Raw genomic sequence first — 15,607 nt, 5'->3', positions numbered from 1 at the left:
CATATAACCTGTTATAATCAAAGCTCAAATAAGTTAACCTGAGGAGGTTAAATATGAATGAACAAGTCTTGGTCACAGGTGGTAGCGGGTTCTTAGGAATGCGTATCATTAGTGAACTATTAAAAGATGGCTATGAGGTACGTACGACGTTACGTTCTTTAGATAAAAAGAAACAAGTAATTAAAACATTAAATGATCATCACATAAAAACTGAAAAGTTATCATTTGTAGAAGCGGATTTATCAAAGAATGAACATTGGAATGAAGCGATGAAAGATTGTAAATATGTATTGAGTGTCGCTTCACCAGTATTCTTTGATATTCCAGAAGATGAAACGGAAGTCATTAGACCAGCGATTGAAGGTATCCAACGAATTTTGAGAGCAGCGGAGAAAGCGAATGTGAAACGTGTAGTGATGACGTCAAACTTTGGTGCTGTCGGATTTAGTAATAAAGACCAATCTAGTATCACTACCGAAGAAAACTGGACAAACCAAGATGAACCGGGATTGTCAGCTTATGAAAAATCTAAGTTATTAGCAGAGAATGCGGCATGGGACTTTGTTAAGAATAAGGATAATGATTTAGAATTTGCGACGATAAACCCTGTAGCAATGTTAGGCCCATCATTAGATAGCCACGTATCGGGAAGTTTTAATATTATTAAAAATTTAGTCGACGGGTCATTAAAACGTGTGCCTAATATCCCATTAAATGTAGTTGATGTCAGAGATGTGGCGCGTTTACACATTTTAGCGATGACTACACCTGAGGCCAATAACCAACGATTTATCGCCACGGCAGACGGACAAATTTCAATGCCAGAAATTGCCCAATTAATTAAACATCAACGTCCTGAATTAGCTACTCAAACATCTACAAAGAAATTGCCTAATTTTGTATTAGGTTTAGGTGCGAAGTTTAATAAAGAGGCTAAAGAAGGTAAATTGTTACTTGATATGAATAGAAATGTAAGTAACGAACACGCTAAATCAATACTTGGTTGGCGCCCAATTGGAACACAAGAAGAGGCAATTCTAGAAGCGCTTGATAGTATGGCTAAATATAACTTGATTAAATAAATTAAAAAAGCAGTAGTAGGTCAGTGTTTAAAATGACTTACTACTGCTTTTATGTTGTATATCTATTTTCCTAATAATTTAACAACACGACGTTGTTGTTCTTTACCCGTTGGATCAGCTTGTGTTTTGAGTTCGGTAAATGCTTCAGACCAGTCTGATGTACGAGTACGAATAGGTGGTTCTTCCATTTCTAACGTATTAAGTATGACGGTAGCGACTTCTTCAGAAGTTTGAGAGGACCCCGTGCCATAATTTTCTTTAAGACCACCTAAGTATGAATCAAGAACTGGCTTGTACTCATCGTCCTTAAGACCGCCCGTAGACTGTAGCTGTGCCATCACATTATTTGTAAATTCTGATTGAATGCCTCCTGGTTCGATGAGAGTGAATTTAATATTGAATTCCGGCTGAACGTAACTTGCCATTGCTTCCGTATAACCTTCCACACCGAATTTAGTTGCACAATAAATTTCGTTAAATGGTTGACCTACAAGACCACCAACAGAAGATATATTAATGATACGACCGTCTCTTTGATTTCTCATATATGGTAAGACTGCTTTTGTCATACGGATAACGCTCATTAAGTTTAAATTCAATTGCCACATGATTTCATCATCTGTTGCAAGTTCTGTTGTTTTAACAAAGCCAGCACCTGCGTTATTAATAAGGATATCAATACGACCTTCAGTATTGATAATGTCAGTAACGACTTGATTGATATGATCTAAATTTGTAACATCTAGTTGTTTGACTTCTAAGTCGATACCGTCTTGCTGTGATAATTGTATGAGTACATCTTGCTTTTCTAAATGACGCATCGTTGCGTATACTTTATATCCATTTTTAGCCAGTAGTGAAGCAGTTTCTAAGCCTAAGCCTGTTGAAGACCCAGTAATTAATGCGATTTTTTTATTCATGAACGAATACCCCGATTATTTTTATTTAATTGATTAGTTGCGCTAAGTTTACGTGGTTATCAATGGAATAGCAAAGATTTAAGACCAACGTTGCTCAACTTTTCCGAATTTCCAAATCAGTGTTGAAATCAACCATGTGATTAAGAACAAACCAACCAAAATATAACCTAAATAGTCAAATTGAATGGATTGAATTAGTGACCAAAAGCCACCAGATAACGCCAATTTATCAGCCATAATTTGTAACAACTCTATTAGGCCAATTATTAAAGCTGCGATAACTGAAATGGTTGTAATTGTAATGTTGTAATAGATTTTACGAATAGGATTAAAGAATGCCCAGTTGTAGGCAGATTTCATCACTACACCATCTAAGGTATCTAATAAACTCATACCCGCCGCAAATAAAATAGGTAATGATAAGATACCTATAAATGAAATAGCTTGTTGAGAAGCACCGGATGATAACGCGAGCAATGCAATTTCGCTTGCTGTATCAAACCCTAAACCAAAGAGGAAACCTAATGGTAATACGTGCCAACTTCTACTGATGACTTTGAAGTAAGGTCCTACAAATCGAGTGATAAAGCCTCTAGATTCTAATAGCTCATTCACTTCCTCATCATCAATGCCCTTTTGTTTACGTAATTTCATAAATAATTGAACTAGAGATACTAGAATAATTAAATTTAAGATACCAATTAGAACTAAGAAAAATCCGGAAACTAACGTGCCAATCGTACCACCTATGTCTTGGAAATGGGGTAATTCACTTTTAGCCCATTTGACTGAGATACCTAGTAATACAGCCATTAAAAATACGACTGTAGAGTGACCGATTGAAAAGTAGAAACCGACACCGACAGGATCGCGACGTTGTTGTAATAACTTCCTAACTGTATTATCGATAGCAGCGATATGATCGGCATCGAAAGCATGACGTAAACCTAACGTATATGCCAATATACCCATGCCAAATAAAATATGATGATCTTTACCTGCAAACCATAAAAAGCTAAATCCAATAATGTGTAGTAAGATGACAATGCTTATGTATGGTAACCAACTTAATGATTGTCGTTGCATTGATTTCAAAATAATACCCTCTTTCTGATAAACATAATAATTAATCATACTCCGATTAATGATAAACGCATAGAAAATTTTATTAGTGTAACAAAAATGTTATGACGAAAATAAATTAGTTTTAATTATTATTTAATTGATATTGCAATGAAATAAGGTCAACAGATTAAACGTTTGATCGATTGCATTGTCAGGTATAGATTAATGGCAAGTCTGTAAATAAAGGGGAGATGACAAATGGTTGAACATCAAGGGTGTGTTAAATGTGGACATACTGAAGTCGAAGAAGGTACACTATCTGCAACAGGTTCAGGACTCTCAAAAGTGTTCGATTTACAACATAATAATTTTATAACGATTACTTGTAAAAATTGTGGTTATACGGAATTTTATAAAGATGATAAGAATAGAAAATCAGATATCATTGATCTCTTTTTCGGTGGCTAGTGACTGACTATGAGTCCTTAAATATACTATCTTTAATCGTTGATAATGAGTATATGAATGAACATCCCAATTGTTGAATTAAGCGTTCAATATGTTGGGGTGTATTTTTATAAACAAACTATTGTTTTTCTGATTCATTTATTAGTAGACTGATATTATTATAACGATTGAGATGTGTGAAGGGAGGACTTTGATGAATAATGAATATAAAAAAGGCATATTTTTCGCACTAGGTGCATATGTTTTATGGGGCATTTTGCCTATATATTGGGAATTGATTCATCATATTGGTGCATTTGAAATTTTAGCCTTTAGGATTATCTTTTCAGCGATATTCATGATTTTTATTTTAATCATTGGCAAGAATCAAAGGCAAGCATTTATTCGAGATGTCAATCAATTGGTGACACATCCTATACAACTTGTAGCCATCGTCGTTGCTGGTTATGTGATAACGATTAACTGGGGAACGTTTATATGGGCAGTGACGAATGGACATGTATTACAATCTAGTTTAGGTTATTATATTAATCCGTTAGTGAGTATCTTATTAGCGCTCATTTTCCTAAAAGAACGATTTAATAAATTTGAATGGTTAGCGATTCTATTTGCATTTATTGGCGTACTTTACATGACATTGAAAGTAGGAGAATTCCCAATCGTTTCACTCATGTTGGCATTTTCATTTGGGATTTATGGATTATTGAAAAAGGTTGTCCATATCGATGCGATTAGTAGTATTACAGTAGAATGTATTGTCACGGCTCCTGCAGGATTAATCTATGTTGGTTATTTATGGCAACAACACCAACTTAGCTTTGGTATGAACATGTCATCGTTCTGGTTATTATTCTCTGGTGCGATTACAGCGATTCCTTTAATACTATTCTCAGCAGGCGCAAAACGTATTCCATTATCTTTAACAGGGTTCATCCAATATGTTGGACCGACCATTATGTTTGTTTTAGGTATCTTCTTATTTAACGAACCGTTTGATATCAATCAGTTGATTACGTTTATATTTATTTGGATAGGTATTGTGTTATATAGTACATCTCAATATTTAAAAATGAAAAGAAGACCAATTACAGAATAAGAAAAATCATCACCTTTACCCAAGAAAATGTGGTATAGGTGATGATTTTTTTAATTGATATTGAATTGATTAAAATATACCGATTAATTTCATCCATAATGAGCCTAAGCCAATCCAGATGATAAAGTAGACGAATCCTAATACGATATTCATTGTCCACCAACGTTTTTGTGTGATGTAGCCTGAGCCATAAAGAATAGGTGCTGGACCACTACTATAGTGTGTTGTTGACGCTAATAAGTTACCGAAGAACCCAAGGATTAAAGCACTGAATAATGGAGGTGCTCCGGCTGCGACTGCCACGCCTAATAATGCGGCATACATTGCACTGACATGTGCAGTTGCACTTGCGAATAAATAATGTGAATAGAAGAAAAATAGTATAAGTAACACAATGACAATTGGCCAACTTAAACCATGTAAGCTATGTGCAATCAATTGACTCAACCATGGAATAAATCCTAGTTGGTTTAACTGATCTGCCATGAGTACAAGTACTGAGAACCAAACTAATGTATTCCATGCACCTGTTTCATTTAAAATATCTTTCCATGTTAAGACACCTGTAAGTAACAGTAATGCTAACGCGATAAATGCTGTTAATGTTGCATCAACATGGATAAGGCTACCTGTTACCCATAATGCTAATGCCACAATAAAGATACCTGTCATGAATTTTTCAGCAATGGATATAGGTCCCATATTGGCTAATTCATTTTCAGCCCACTGTTTAGCATTGGGTGTTTCCTTTACAGTAGGTGGATACATTTTATAAATAATAAATGGTACGACGATTAAGGATACTAGTCCGGGTACAAGTGCAGCTAAAAACCAATTCATCCATGTAATATGTACATGCGCAGTTTTTTCGGCTAAGTTTTGAGCTAGTGGATTACCTGCCATTGCAGTTAAGAACATTGCTGCTGTAATGAGGTTACCTTGGAATTCAGTGAAGATGAGAAAGGCACCCATTTTACGTTCTGTACCGTCTTTAGGACTTGAACCAAATGATTCAGACAATGATTTAATAATAGGGAACATAATACCACCGGCACGTGCAGTATTACTTGGTGTAGCAGGTGCTAATATTAAATCGACACCTACTAATGAATAAGCTAAGCCCAAGGTCTTTTTACCGAACAGTTTGACGAATTGCAGTGCGATTCGACGCCCTAAACCCGTTTTAACAAAGCCTCTTGAAATGAAGAATGCCATAGCAATAAGCCATATACTATTATTTCCGAAGCCTTGGACAGCGGTTTTAATATCTACAACACCAACCAATACGGTTAACGTAAATCCAATAATAGATACAGCGCCAATGGGCATAGGTTGTGTGATACAAGCGATGATCGTAGCGACAAATATCGCAAACATATACCATGCTTGAGTATCTAGTGCATCTGGTTTGAAGGGGGTTAATGCCCATATGAGTAAACCAACTACAATAGGAAGAATAAACTTTTTGTATTTTACATTATTTTCCAAGATGAGTTTCCTTCTTTCTTTCTATTAGGAGATTCATTAATACACCACTAGGATAATCCTATTTATAGTGAATGTACAGAGGGTTTGAGTAATTAATTGAGAATCATTTTCGGTGATTTAGGACATAAAAAAGGACCTCACTTAACAAGTGACATCCTTTAAATGGTGATAACCTGAGATACTGTTTTAACAACCAGACTATCAAAAAGCATTGTTGAATTATTGTTGTTTTATAATACGTGCCATTTCTTCAATTTTACCAGCGTGAAGCGGGATATGAATAGCATTTAACATTAATAATCCTTCCACTGTGGAGAATCCTGCAATGGGTTGATCTAGTGTTTGTGCTAACTGTTCATCTGTTAATTGTCTTGCACGTTCAGGAATAGTTTGAATATCTTTTAAAATCTCATCGATATTCGGCACATCACCTTCAATTTGAGGCCAGTCAGCTGGTTTAGATCCAGGCGCAAATAGTTGTCTATAGCGTTCTAAATCAACCACATGTTGATTGCCTTTAGATAATGCATTTTCAAAAACAGTTAATACATGACCGAATTGCCAATGTATATTATTAGGAAATACATCACTATCTTGATCTAAAATATCTTCAACTTTCCAACTATCATACATATTTACTAAATAATGAACACCCGTATCAATAACATCATAAACCGTATTCGTCATCATCCATCTCTCCTCTGTATAAAAAATATACTTAATCGTTCTAATTGTGTTTACCCAGAATCATCATATCTTAGACATTATTAAATGAGTGTGATGACTTCAGTATATATAGTAAAATGATTTTAATAGTACAAATTCAGTATTAAAAGAGGTGGCAGTAGGATGTATAAGTATAAAAAGAGGAATCCTTTTTCTACCCAATCATCTCCAGTTTATGATGAAGGGAACCAACATATTATTGATATACAGAAAGTTTTTCGTAATCCATTTCAAAGAATCGTAAGTATAGTCACATTATCTTTAAGATTTAGAAGATATGAATTGAGGAATTCAGCAGGAGAAATCGTTGTCGAAGCTAGTGCAAAGTCTGTGTTAGAGGGTAAACATTTTGAGTTGTATTATCATGACAAGGGCAGCACACAAAAGGTTTTATTTGATAAGAAAAGTAGTGGAACAAAGGATACGTATGGCATTATTAAATTAGATAATCGAATTTTAAATATATATGCTGATGAAAATAATCAGACGCACATGAAAGATGCTAAATTAGATCGTGATATTGCATATTGGAAACAAGTTGGAGACTACGCAGAAATACGTGGTGGAGAAGATCGGTTTTTTGAAGATCATAAGATCTTGTGCATTGCGATACTTCATATCTTTGCAGTGAATCATGTCTATACACGTCATAAAGGATGGTCAATGATAGGACCGCCTACGATATAAAAATTAGCCAAGAATGATAGTAGTAGGTCATTCTTGGCTATTTTTATATGAATTAATGTGTCTCACCTAAAGCAATTTTGATGTCATCATTTCTGTCAATTGCTTCAATTGCTGCGATTAAACCTTTAACAATTGTGTCCAATGACAATGAGGGTGATTGAGATGTTGATTCGACTTGTTCTGGAATATAAGGCACATGAATGAATCCAAATAGCAGGTTAGGAAAGCGTGTAGCATTTAAGTAACCGAGTTGATATAAAATATGATTACATACAAACGTACCTGCACTGTTTGATAGTTTTGCAGGGATGCCTTGTTGTTTGATATTTTCTGTCATTCGTTTAACAGGTAAATTTGAAAAATAAGCTGGTGCACCCTTAGGTTGTATAGGAATATCGATAGGTTGTTGTCCGTCATTATCAGCTATTCTCGCATCATCTATATTGATCCCGATACGTTCAGGGGTGATTTCTGCACGACCACCGGCTTGACCTACTGCAACTACAGCATCATATTGTTCAGAATCTAACGCTTGTTGTATGACATTCATCACTTTATGAAAGACAGTTGGCACTTCTAACTTTGTAATATCATGCTGTCCGATATGGTCAGGCAATTGCTTAACCGCCTCCCAAGAAGGATTAACTTGATTGCCCTCAAATGGATCAAATCCAGTAACTAGAATCTTCATACGCCCACCTCTTAATATGATTTATTTATATAGTATCATTTAAACCCAATGACTCAATAAAAAAACAGGTCGTAAAACGTATCGTTTTACGGCCTGTTTTAAATATTTTAATTATGCGTGTGCATGTTCTGGAACGTCTTTGAAGTTTTCTAAACGACGTTCCCATTCTTCATCACTAATATCATGTGTTGCAACGTAACGGTTGCGTTCATGTTTTGCACAGTCGTATGAGCATGCGCCTAAATATTTTTCTTCATTTTCTTCTGAAACAAGGATTTGTTTGTTACATTCTGGGTTGGCACAATTGATATAACGTTCGCAAGGTGTGCCGTCGAAATGTTCTTTACCTACCATTGTTTTCTCAACTTGGTTAACATCTACGCTAATACGTTCATCGAAGACATACATTTTACCATCCCAGTATTGGCCTTTGGTTTCTGGGTCTTTACCATAAGTTGCGATACCGCCGTGTAATTGACCAACGTTTTCGAAGCCTTCTTTAACTAACCAGCCTGAGAATTTTTCACAACGAATACCACCTGTACAATATGTGACAATGTTTTTACCGTCTAATTTGTCTTTGTTGTCGCGGATCCAATCTGGCAAGTCTCTGAAACGTGTAATGTCTGGACGCACAGCACCACGGAAATGACCTAAATCAAATTCGTAATCATTTCTAGCATCTAAGATGACTGTATTTTCATCTTCAAGTGCTTCTTTGAATTCTTTTGGTGAGTAGTATTTACCAGTTGTTTCACGTGGATCTACATCTTCTTCTAAATCAAGTGCAACAATTTCTTTTCTTGGACGTACGTGCATTTTCTTGAATGTGTGACCTTCAGCTTCGTCAATTTTGAATGTCATATCTTTAAAACGTTCGTCTGCATGCATATGTTCAATATATTTGTCTGTATCTTCCTTAGTACCTGATAGTGTACCGTTGATACCTTCTGTTGATACTAAGATACGTCCTTTTAAGTTATTCTCTTTACAGAAGTCTAAGTGTTCTGCAGCAAATGTTTCGGGATCTTCAATCGTTGTATATTTGTAATATAAAAGTACTCTATAATCCATTTTCTATTCTCCTCTAATCTCTTAATCTATGTGTTTTACATCATTATTTATTCATTGTTAAACGTTTCATTAATGTCTACGTATTTTTACACCATTATAATATTGTACCAAAATTAGCAAATGATTCAATATCTCAGCTTATAAATCATTCAAGTGACTGAGTATTTAAATGTATTTTACTAAGATATAAAACTGACAAAATAAGGCAATAATGATTTGAAAATGTTCTTATGTCACAGAATCAGCAAATTGGTTATACCCCTCAATGACTTTAAATTTAATTTCAGATAAAATAGTGATGATATCATTATATATGAAAGAAGGGGTATGAAAATGGAAAATAATGGTTTACCAACATTAAAGTATGAGGGGCTATCGGCTAGTGTGGCGCCGATTGTTTCGGAAAGTGAATTGCAAACGATAATAGCTGAACCATGGGTGGAAATCTCGGATAAAGGATTACAACTTGAGGGCTTAAACTTTGATCGTGATGGGCAATTATTCTTACTCGATGTCTTTGAAGGTAATATCTTTAAAGTTAATCCTGATACTAAAGAAGTGACACGTCCATTTAAATCGAAAAAAGAAAATCCAGCAGCTATTAAAATTCATAAAGACGGTCGATTATTTATATGTTATCTAGGGGATTTCAAATCGACAGGTGGCATATTTGCTACAACTGACAAAGGAGAACAATTTGAAGAGATTATTTCAGAATTAAATACGGAATATTGTATTGACGATATGGTATTTGATAGTAAAGGTGGCTTTTATTTTACTGATTTTAGAGGTTATTCAACTCATCCGCAAGGCGGTGTATATTATGTATCACCAGATTTTCAAAAGGTGATACCTGTGATTCAAAATATTAGTGTCGCAAATGGTGTAGCCTTAAGTACAGATGAACGTGTGCTTTGGGTGACAGAAACGACTACGAACCGATTACACCGTATTGAATTAGAGGAAGATGGTGTGACAATTGCACCATTCGGCGCGACGATTCCTTATTATTTTACTGGCCATGAAGGTCCAGATTCTTGTTGTATTGATAGTGATGATAATTTGTATGTTGCGATGTATGGACAAGGAAGAGTCTTAGTATTCAATAAAAAAGGCTATCCTATTGGACAAATTTTAATTCCAGGTCGAGATGAAGGTCATATGCTACGCTCTACGCATCCACAATTTATTCCTGGTACAAACCAACTTATTATTTGTTCAAATGACATCGAAATGAGTGGGGGATCGATGTTATATACGGTAAATGGATTTGCTAAAGGTCATCATAGTTTTCAATTTCATTAAATAAGAGTATGAAAAAAACGGTTTTCTACGTATATGTAGAAAACCGCTTTTAAATATATATTAGTCTTGAATAGAAAATTCTGCTGAAACTTCGAATTTTACTTCTCTACCTAACATTACGCCACCAGTTTCTAATGCTTGGTTAAAGCTAATGCCATATTTTTCTCTATCGATTTTACCGGTTACGATGAAACCAGTTACTTGTTCACCGTTCATAGGATTTTTACTTACGCCATTATATTCAACGTCGAATTTTTCTTCGTGTGTTTCGCCTTTGATTGTTAAGTCACCAACAACACTATTTTCACTTACTTCTTTAGATACGAAAGTGATTTTGTCGAATTCATCAGTACCGAAGAAATCGCCTGTTTTTAAGTGGTTGTCACGGTCTTCGTTACCAGTATTGATTGAAGCAGGATCAATTGTTGCAGTTGCTTTTAAAGTACTTAAATCGTTAATATCGCCTTCAACGTTAACGTCGAATTTTTCGAATGCACCTTTCACCTTTGAAACCATTAAATGTTTGATTTGGAAATCTAATGCACTGTGTACGCTATCGAATGTAAATTGAGTCATAATTAACTCCTCCGTTTTCTCTTTTTAAATATATCATTTATATTTGATATAAAGAATATACCACGTTAGTTATAGAAAAGCAAACTTTTTATGATTAAATCTTCAAAATGGCATGCCTTTACTACTCTCGATTATATTTAACTCTTAAATGTGTCGAATGAAAGCATAATGGGAAAAATTATACAAAATGGAAAATTATTATAAACAGGGGTGTTATCGAAGATGAGTATCACAAGAGGTATCAATCATATTGGGTTAACAGTTCCAGACATTGAAGTAGCGACAGAATTTTTCAAACAAGGATTAGACGGGAAAGTGGCTTATGACAGTCAAACACAAAATGATAGCCCTAGAGAGGGTGAGTTTGTTGAAGAGGTGTTAGGTCTTGAGAAAGGTGCCAAAATTATTAAAAAAAGAATGATGGTTTTTGGTAATGGTCCAAATATTGAACTATTTGAATTTAAAGATGCATCACAACAACAAGCCGTATCTTTACAAGACATAGGTTTTACTCATCTTTCATTCTATGTAGATCACTTTGATAAAGCTTTGTCACAAATCAAACGTGCAGGTGGACAACCTATATCTGAACCTCATCTAAATACACGTTATGAAGATACGAAAGATAATCAAACGGTTTATGTTAAGACACCGTGGGGAAGCTTAATTGAGTTACAAACGATACCAAATGGTTATTATTATCCTCCTGATAGTGAAGCGGATGTATTTATTCCGAATAAAATTGATGATTGATGTCATTATTGTTCGAAAGTGGGTATAAGTGGACTAAAGGGGGATGACAATGAATTATATTAAATACATTCAATCAGCAGACGGTACTAACCTATATGCGAAGGTCAACGAGGTATCGGAACCAAAGGCCAATATCATTGTTGTTCACGGTTTAGCTGAACACCTTGAACGCTATGATCATATCACTACATTTTTAAATGATAATCAATTTAACGTCATTCGTTACGATCAACGTGGACACGGTCGTTCAGAAGGAAAACCTGTATATTATAGTAATAAAGATGAAATTGTGGAAGATTTAGATGCAATGATTCAATTTGTGAAAGAAACATATAAAGGTAATGTTTATCTTATTGGACATAGTATGGGCGGATATACAGTTACATTATATGGTACAAAACACCCTGGGCTTGTCGATGGTATTGTCACTTCAGGTGCATTAACACGTTATAACCTGAAATTATTTGGAGAACCTGACCGTAGTCAACCAGAAGATAAATATTTACCGAATGAACTTGGTGATGGTGTATGTTCAGATGAAGATACGATTCGAAAGTATGAATTAGACGATTTAGTTGCTAAAGACATCTCTTTTGGATTAATTTATACATTGCTTGATGGCGTCAAATTATTAAAAGCACAAGCAGCATCGTTTACTGATCCTATATTGATATTACATGGCAAGGAAGATGGACTTGTGAGTTATCAAGATTCTCTTGAATTGTTTAATGATATTAGTTCCGAACATAAATCAATGCATATTTATGATGGACTAAAACATGAAATATTTAATGAATCATCATATAATCAAAGTATTTTCCAGGAAATAGTAGACTGGTTAAACCATCATGTATCACAATAGAATGAAACCGGGATAGTGCTATGAGGGCACATATCCCGGTTATTTTTATATTAAATCGATTAATGTAATAAAACTTGTGCGACTAACATGCCACCACCAAATACAAGTACAAAGACGACAACAGGCCATACAAAACGGAACCAATGAGAATAACGCATATTGAGCATTTGTAATGTTGCCATGACTAAACCTGTTGGTGCTAAGAATAGCATTGCATATTGTCCAAATTGATAGGCAGATACAATAGTATATCTAGGAATACCAACTGTATCAGCTAGTGGTGCGAAAATAGGCATCGCTAACACAGCTAATCCAGATGATGATGGAATAATAAATCCTAGGAAGAAGAAGATAAATAATAAAGCGATTATAAATAATGGACCTTGAATATGTTCTACGAGTGAAGAAGAAAAATGTAAAATCGTATCTGAAATGCGACCATTATTTAATACTAAGTTAATGCCACGTGCTAATCCGATAATGAGTGATACCCCAACTAAACTGGAAGCACCTTTGACAAATTCATCTACGACACCTTGTTCACCTAAACCATTAGGGCCAGTTGCAGTGAGTAGCATGATAATAATGGTAAAGATAAGGAATGCAGAAGCCATTGTTGGGAACCACCAACCTTGTGACATCACACCCCATACCATGACTGGGAAAGGAATCACAAAGAGTAGTAAAATTAATTTTTTACGCATTGTAAATGATTGTTGTGTGGTATCGTGCTGCATTACAGACCATTGTTGATCAAATTCGTCTTTGTCTTCGTAACTATAAGACGCGGTAGGATCTTTTTTAATTTTTTTACTATACCAATAGAGGTAACCAATAACAAATAGTGCTCCGATAATACAACCAGCAATACGCCAATACAAACCTTCAGTAAATGTCGTGCCGGCCGCATTAGATGCGATGACGACTGAGAATGGATTAATCGTAGAGAAGGTCGAGCCCATCGAACTTGCTAAAAAGATAGCCCCAACACAAACAATAGAGTCATAACCCATAGCTAAAAAGATAGGGACAAGTATAGGATAGAAAGCCACAGCCTCCTCCTCAATACCACATAAAGTACCACCTAGAACCATTAATATAGATACAAAGAAGATTAATAAAAATTCTCTGCCTTTAGTCTTTTTAGTTAGTGCTAGTAAGCCAGATTCAAATGCACCACTAGCTTGAACGACACCAATTAAACCACCGAGTACTAAGATGAATACCATAATATCAGCAGCTTCAATCGTACCATTTACCATACTACTCGTAATATCAGACAAATGAGCAGGGTGTTGATCTAAGCGCTCATATGTATTGGGAATGGATACAGGTTTATTAATCGCACCTGAAGTAAATTGATCAATATCAATTTTGACACCCATCTTATCTAGTTCATGTTGTGTAGCTTTGTGTGTTTCAACTTTACCTTGCGGACTTTCGACCTTTAATACATGATCATCATAAGATAATTTAGAGTAAGAACCTGCAGGAATCATCCAAGTTGCTAAAACAGCTAAAATCGTTAAGATGAATAAAATTGCAAATGCACCAGGCATTTTTAACTTAAACTTTCTTTTTGGTGAAGATGTATGACCATCGTTCATCGTGTGTTCCGTTTCCATTAAATCTCCTCCCTATACATACTTTGTTAGTGAATAATTATAAATAAATATACATATAATTTCAAACAAATTAAGCATAACATTAATTATGAAAAATAATGAGGAAAAATTAACATTTACAAAGAAAAAATATTTAAGAATTGCTAGAAGTATAATTCATATACTTTTTAAAAAATCAATTGACCTTAAAGTATGCTTTAATGATAATGTAAAATTACAAAATAAGGAGTGGTTTTATGAATATTGATAAAGTTTCCGAAATATCTGGTCTTTCTAAATCCAAGATTCGCTATTATGAAGAAATGGATTTAATTAAAGTTCAAAGAAAGGAAAATGGTTATAGAGATTTCAAAGAAGAAGATATTCAACTATTGAAAATAATTAATGATTTGAAAAGACTGAATCTAAAATTGAAAGATATTGAATATATTATTTCATTATTTCAAAAACCAGTAACACAAAGTTGTAATGATGAATCTCAAATATTCCTGGATAATATAATCCAAATAATAAAAGATAATATTGATGAACAAATTCAAATTTTAAAAAGAGTAGAAAAAATAAAAATTATGTCTGAAAACATGAAATATGAAGAAAATAAATCTAAGATTTTAGATGAATTATCGGGATGGAAGGAAAATATATGATTAGTTTAATTTATGCTGGAAATGAAAAAGGTAAATGTAAAGAAATTCTTCAAAGTGTTGAAAAAATACTTTTAGATCAAAACTATCAAAAATTTAATTTGCAAAATGACCAACATGAAATTTATTCCCTTAGCAAGGGATATCATACGAAAATGTCTGAATATCAAATTAGAAGTATAGAAAAATTGAATAAAAGTGAATTACTTATTTTTATTTATCCATTATATTGGTTGAATTTACCAATGATATTAAAAGGGTTTATTGACATGGTATTTTGGCCAGAATATGCCTTTAGTTTTAAGCGGAAAAAATATTTTAAAAATGGACTTTGGAAAGATAAAAGAGCAATCATTATTTATACTTTAGGTGGTAGTGAATGGTTTCATATATTACAAGGTAGATTAGGGTATAGAGTCATGAAATACCCATTAAAGCTTGCAGGCATTAAAAATATTAAACATTTCTATATAGACAATTTGAATAAATCCACTAGTGATAGGAATGTAAATAAAGTAATCAAAAAAATTGAAAAAGTATTATAG

17 protein-coding genes are annotated in these 15,607 nt (G+C 34.1%); 9 read left to right on the top strand and 8 right to left on the bottom strand.

What is annotated here, in order from left to right; translation table 11 throughout:
- Positions 1-53 precede the first annotated feature (53 nt).
- Entirely contained in the window at positions 54-1,082 is a 1,029-nt protein-coding gene (locus ACJQQZ_RS10270) for an SDR family oxidoreductase (protein ID WP_124228062.1), read from the top strand.
- A gap of 62 nt (positions 1,083-1,144) precedes the next feature.
- Here the strand turns inward: ACJQQZ_RS10270 and ACJQQZ_RS10265 are convergent, their stop codons facing one another.
- The gene (locus ACJQQZ_RS10265; protein WP_145506505.1) at positions 1,145-2,002 is read right to left on the bottom strand and encodes an SDR family oxidoreductase; all 858 of its coding nucleotides are present in this window, start codon (positions 2,000-2,002) and stop codon (positions 1,145-1,147) included.
- A gap of 78 nt (positions 2,003-2,080) precedes the next feature.
- Entirely contained in the window at positions 2,081-3,136 is a 1,056-nt protein-coding gene (locus tag ACJQQZ_RS10260) for a HoxN/HupN/NixA family nickel/cobalt transporter (RefSeq protein ID WP_026088946.1), read from the bottom strand.
- A gap of 189 nt (positions 3,137-3,325) precedes the next feature.
- On the opposite strand from ACJQQZ_RS10260, the gene ACJQQZ_RS10255 reads away from it, so the two are divergent.
- Together ACJQQZ_RS10255 and rarD are read left to right on the top strand one after the other, a co-directional pair.
- Complete coding sequence (locus ACJQQZ_RS10255) at positions 3,326-3,535, top strand: zinc ribbon domain-containing protein (protein WP_002466596.1); 210 nt, start codon at positions 3,326-3,328, stop codon at positions 3,533-3,535.
- Between the two features lie 193 nt (positions 3,536-3,728).
- Entirely contained in the window at positions 3,729-4,631 is a 903-nt protein-coding gene (gene rarD, locus ACJQQZ_RS10250) for an EamA family transporter RarD (protein ID WP_002451384.1), read from the top strand.
- Positions 4,632-4,700: 69 nt separating this feature from the next.
- Here the strand turns inward: rarD and ACJQQZ_RS10245 are convergent, their stop codons facing one another.
- Together ACJQQZ_RS10245 and ACJQQZ_RS10240 are read right to left on the bottom strand one after the other, a co-directional pair.
- Positions 4,701-6,119 (bottom strand): anion permease, encoded by a 1,419-nt coding sequence (locus ACJQQZ_RS10245; protein WP_075778294.1) that lies wholly within the window; start codon positions 6,117-6,119, stop codon positions 4,701-4,703.
- A 219-nt stretch (positions 6,120-6,338) separates the two neighbouring features.
- Complete coding sequence (locus tag ACJQQZ_RS10240) at positions 6,339-6,809, bottom strand: DinB family protein (RefSeq protein ID WP_145506502.1); 471 nt, start codon at positions 6,807-6,809, stop codon at positions 6,339-6,341.
- 159 nt (positions 6,810-6,968) lie between these two features.
- Here ACJQQZ_RS10240 and ACJQQZ_RS10235 point away from each other — a divergent pair, with 159 nt between their 5' ends.
- Positions 6,969-7,532 (top strand): tubby C-terminal domain-like protein, encoded by a 564-nt coding sequence (locus ACJQQZ_RS10235; RefSeq protein WP_075778292.1) that lies wholly within the window; start codon positions 6,969-6,971, stop codon positions 7,530-7,532.
- A 52-nt stretch (positions 7,533-7,584) separates the two neighbouring features.
- Here the strand turns inward: ACJQQZ_RS10235 and pcp are convergent, their stop codons facing one another.
- The gene (gene pcp, locus ACJQQZ_RS10230) at positions 7,585-8,223 is read right to left on the bottom strand and encodes a pyroglutamyl-peptidase I (RefSeq protein WP_002451378.1); all 639 of its coding nucleotides are present in this window, start codon (positions 8,221-8,223) and stop codon (positions 7,585-7,587) included.
- Between the two features lie 111 nt (positions 8,224-8,334).
- Positions 8,335-9,297, bottom strand: coding sequence for an oxygen-dependent tRNA uridine(34) hydroxylase TrhO (trhO, locus tag ACJQQZ_RS10225; RefSeq protein WP_145506500.1), 963 nt, complete (start codon positions 9,295-9,297; stop codon positions 8,335-8,337).
- Between the two features lie 333 nt (positions 9,298-9,630).
- Between trhO and ACJQQZ_RS10220 the strand changes: the two genes are divergently transcribed.
- Positions 9,631-10,602 (top strand): SMP-30/gluconolactonase/LRE family protein, encoded by a 972-nt coding sequence (locus tag ACJQQZ_RS10220; protein ID WP_002451376.1) that lies wholly within the window; start codon positions 9,631-9,633, stop codon positions 10,600-10,602.
- A 60-nt stretch (positions 10,603-10,662) separates the two neighbouring features.
- Here ACJQQZ_RS10220 and ACJQQZ_RS10215 read toward each other — a convergent pair whose 3' ends face one another.
- On the bottom strand, positions 10,663-11,178 hold the full coding sequence (locus ACJQQZ_RS10215; RefSeq protein WP_002451375.1) for a YceI family protein: 516 nt from the start codon (positions 11,176-11,178) through the stop codon (positions 10,663-10,665).
- A gap of 222 nt (positions 11,179-11,400) precedes the next feature.
- Between ACJQQZ_RS10215 and ACJQQZ_RS10210 the strand changes: the two genes are divergently transcribed.
- Positions 11,401-11,931 (top strand): VOC family protein, encoded by a 531-nt coding sequence (locus ACJQQZ_RS10210; RefSeq protein ID WP_145506497.1) that lies wholly within the window; start codon positions 11,401-11,403, stop codon positions 11,929-11,931.
- A 49-nt stretch (positions 11,932-11,980) separates the two neighbouring features.
- On the top strand, positions 11,981-12,793 hold the full coding sequence (locus ACJQQZ_RS10205; protein ID WP_107533065.1) for an alpha/beta hydrolase: 813 nt from the start codon (positions 11,981-11,983) through the stop codon (positions 12,791-12,793).
- A gap of 59 nt (positions 12,794-12,852) precedes the next feature.
- On the opposite strand, the gene ACJQQZ_RS10200 is transcribed toward ACJQQZ_RS10205, so the two are convergent.
- Positions 12,853-14,418: a YfcC family protein gene (locus ACJQQZ_RS10200; protein ID WP_145506494.1), complete on the bottom strand. Its 1,566-nt coding sequence runs from the start codon at positions 14,416-14,418 to the stop codon at positions 12,853-12,855.
- A 236-nt stretch (positions 14,419-14,654) separates the two neighbouring features.
- Between ACJQQZ_RS10200 and ACJQQZ_RS10195 the strand changes: the two genes are divergently transcribed.
- Complete coding sequence (locus ACJQQZ_RS10195) at positions 14,655-15,065, top strand: MerR family transcriptional regulator (protein ID WP_145506491.1); 411 nt, start codon at positions 14,655-14,657, stop codon at positions 15,063-15,065.
- The gene (locus ACJQQZ_RS10190; protein WP_145506488.1) at positions 15,062-15,607 is read left to right on the top strand and encodes an NAD(P)H-dependent oxidoreductase; all 546 of its coding nucleotides are present in this window, start codon (positions 15,062-15,064) and stop codon (positions 15,605-15,607) included. The genes ACJQQZ_RS10195 and ACJQQZ_RS10190 overlap by 4 nt, the downstream gene beginning before the upstream one ends.

Source organism: Staphylococcus sp. KUGN1 (assembly GCF_045984185.1).
GTDB lineage: Bacteria > Bacillota > Bacilli > Staphylococcales > Staphylococcaceae > Staphylococcus > Staphylococcus warneri_A.
The sequence above is the reverse complement of the archived record's forward strand: the minus strand, read 5'-3'. Positions and strand labels throughout refer to the sequence as shown.

Excerpts from the sequence above, each read along its gene's own strand:
- ACJQQZ_RS10260 (WP_026088946.1), bottom strand. The coding sequence starts at position 3,136 with ATGATTAATTATTATGTTTATCAGAAAGAGGGTATTATTTTGAAATCA.
- ACJQQZ_RS10240 (WP_145506502.1), bottom strand. The coding sequence starts at position 6,809 with ATGATGACGAATACGGTTTATGATGTTATTGATACGGGTGTTCATTAT.
- ACJQQZ_RS10190 (WP_145506488.1), top strand. The coding sequence starts at position 15,062 with ATGATTAGTTTAATTTATGCTGGAAATGAAAAAGGTAAATGTAAAGAA.
- ACJQQZ_RS10205 (WP_107533065.1), top strand. The coding sequence starts at position 11,981 with ATGAATTATATTAAATACATTCAATCAGCAGACGGTACTAACCTATAT.
- ACJQQZ_RS10270 (WP_124228062.1), top strand. The coding sequence starts at position 54 with ATGAATGAACAAGTCTTGGTCACAGGTGGTAGCGGGTTCTTAGGAATG.
- pcp (WP_002451378.1), bottom strand. The coding sequence starts at position 8,223 with ATGAAGATTCTAGTTACTGGATTTGATCCATTTGAGGGCAATCAAGTT.
- ACJQQZ_RS10210 (WP_145506497.1), top strand. The coding sequence starts at position 11,401 with ATGAGTATCACAAGAGGTATCAATCATATTGGGTTAACAGTTCCAGAC.
- ACJQQZ_RS10265 (WP_145506505.1), bottom strand. The coding sequence starts at position 2,002 with ATGAATAAAAAAATCGCATTAATTACTGGGTCTTCAACAGGCTTAGGC.
- ACJQQZ_RS10255 (WP_002466596.1), top strand. The coding sequence starts at position 3,326 with ATGGTTGAACATCAAGGGTGTGTTAAATGTGGACATACTGAAGTCGAA.
- ACJQQZ_RS10215 (WP_002451375.1), bottom strand. The coding sequence starts at position 11,178 with ATGACTCAATTTACATTCGATAGCGTACACAGTGCATTAGATTTCCAA.
- trhO (WP_145506500.1), bottom strand. The coding sequence starts at position 9,297 with ATGGATTATAGAGTACTTTTATATTACAAATATACAACGATTGAAGAT.
- rarD (WP_002451384.1), top strand. The coding sequence starts at position 3,729 with ATGAATAATGAATATAAAAAAGGCATATTTTTCGCACTAGGTGCATAT.
- ACJQQZ_RS10195 (WP_145506491.1), top strand. The coding sequence starts at position 14,655 with ATGAATATTGATAAAGTTTCCGAAATATCTGGTCTTTCTAAATCCAAG.
- ACJQQZ_RS10220 (WP_002451376.1), top strand. The coding sequence starts at position 9,631 with ATGGAAAATAATGGTTTACCAACATTAAAGTATGAGGGGCTATCGGCT.
- ACJQQZ_RS10200 (WP_145506494.1), bottom strand. The coding sequence starts at position 14,418 with ATGGAAACGGAACACACGATGAACGATGGTCATACATCTTCACCAAAA.
- ACJQQZ_RS10235 (WP_075778292.1), top strand. The coding sequence starts at position 6,969 with ATGTATAAGTATAAAAAGAGGAATCCTTTTTCTACCCAATCATCTCCA.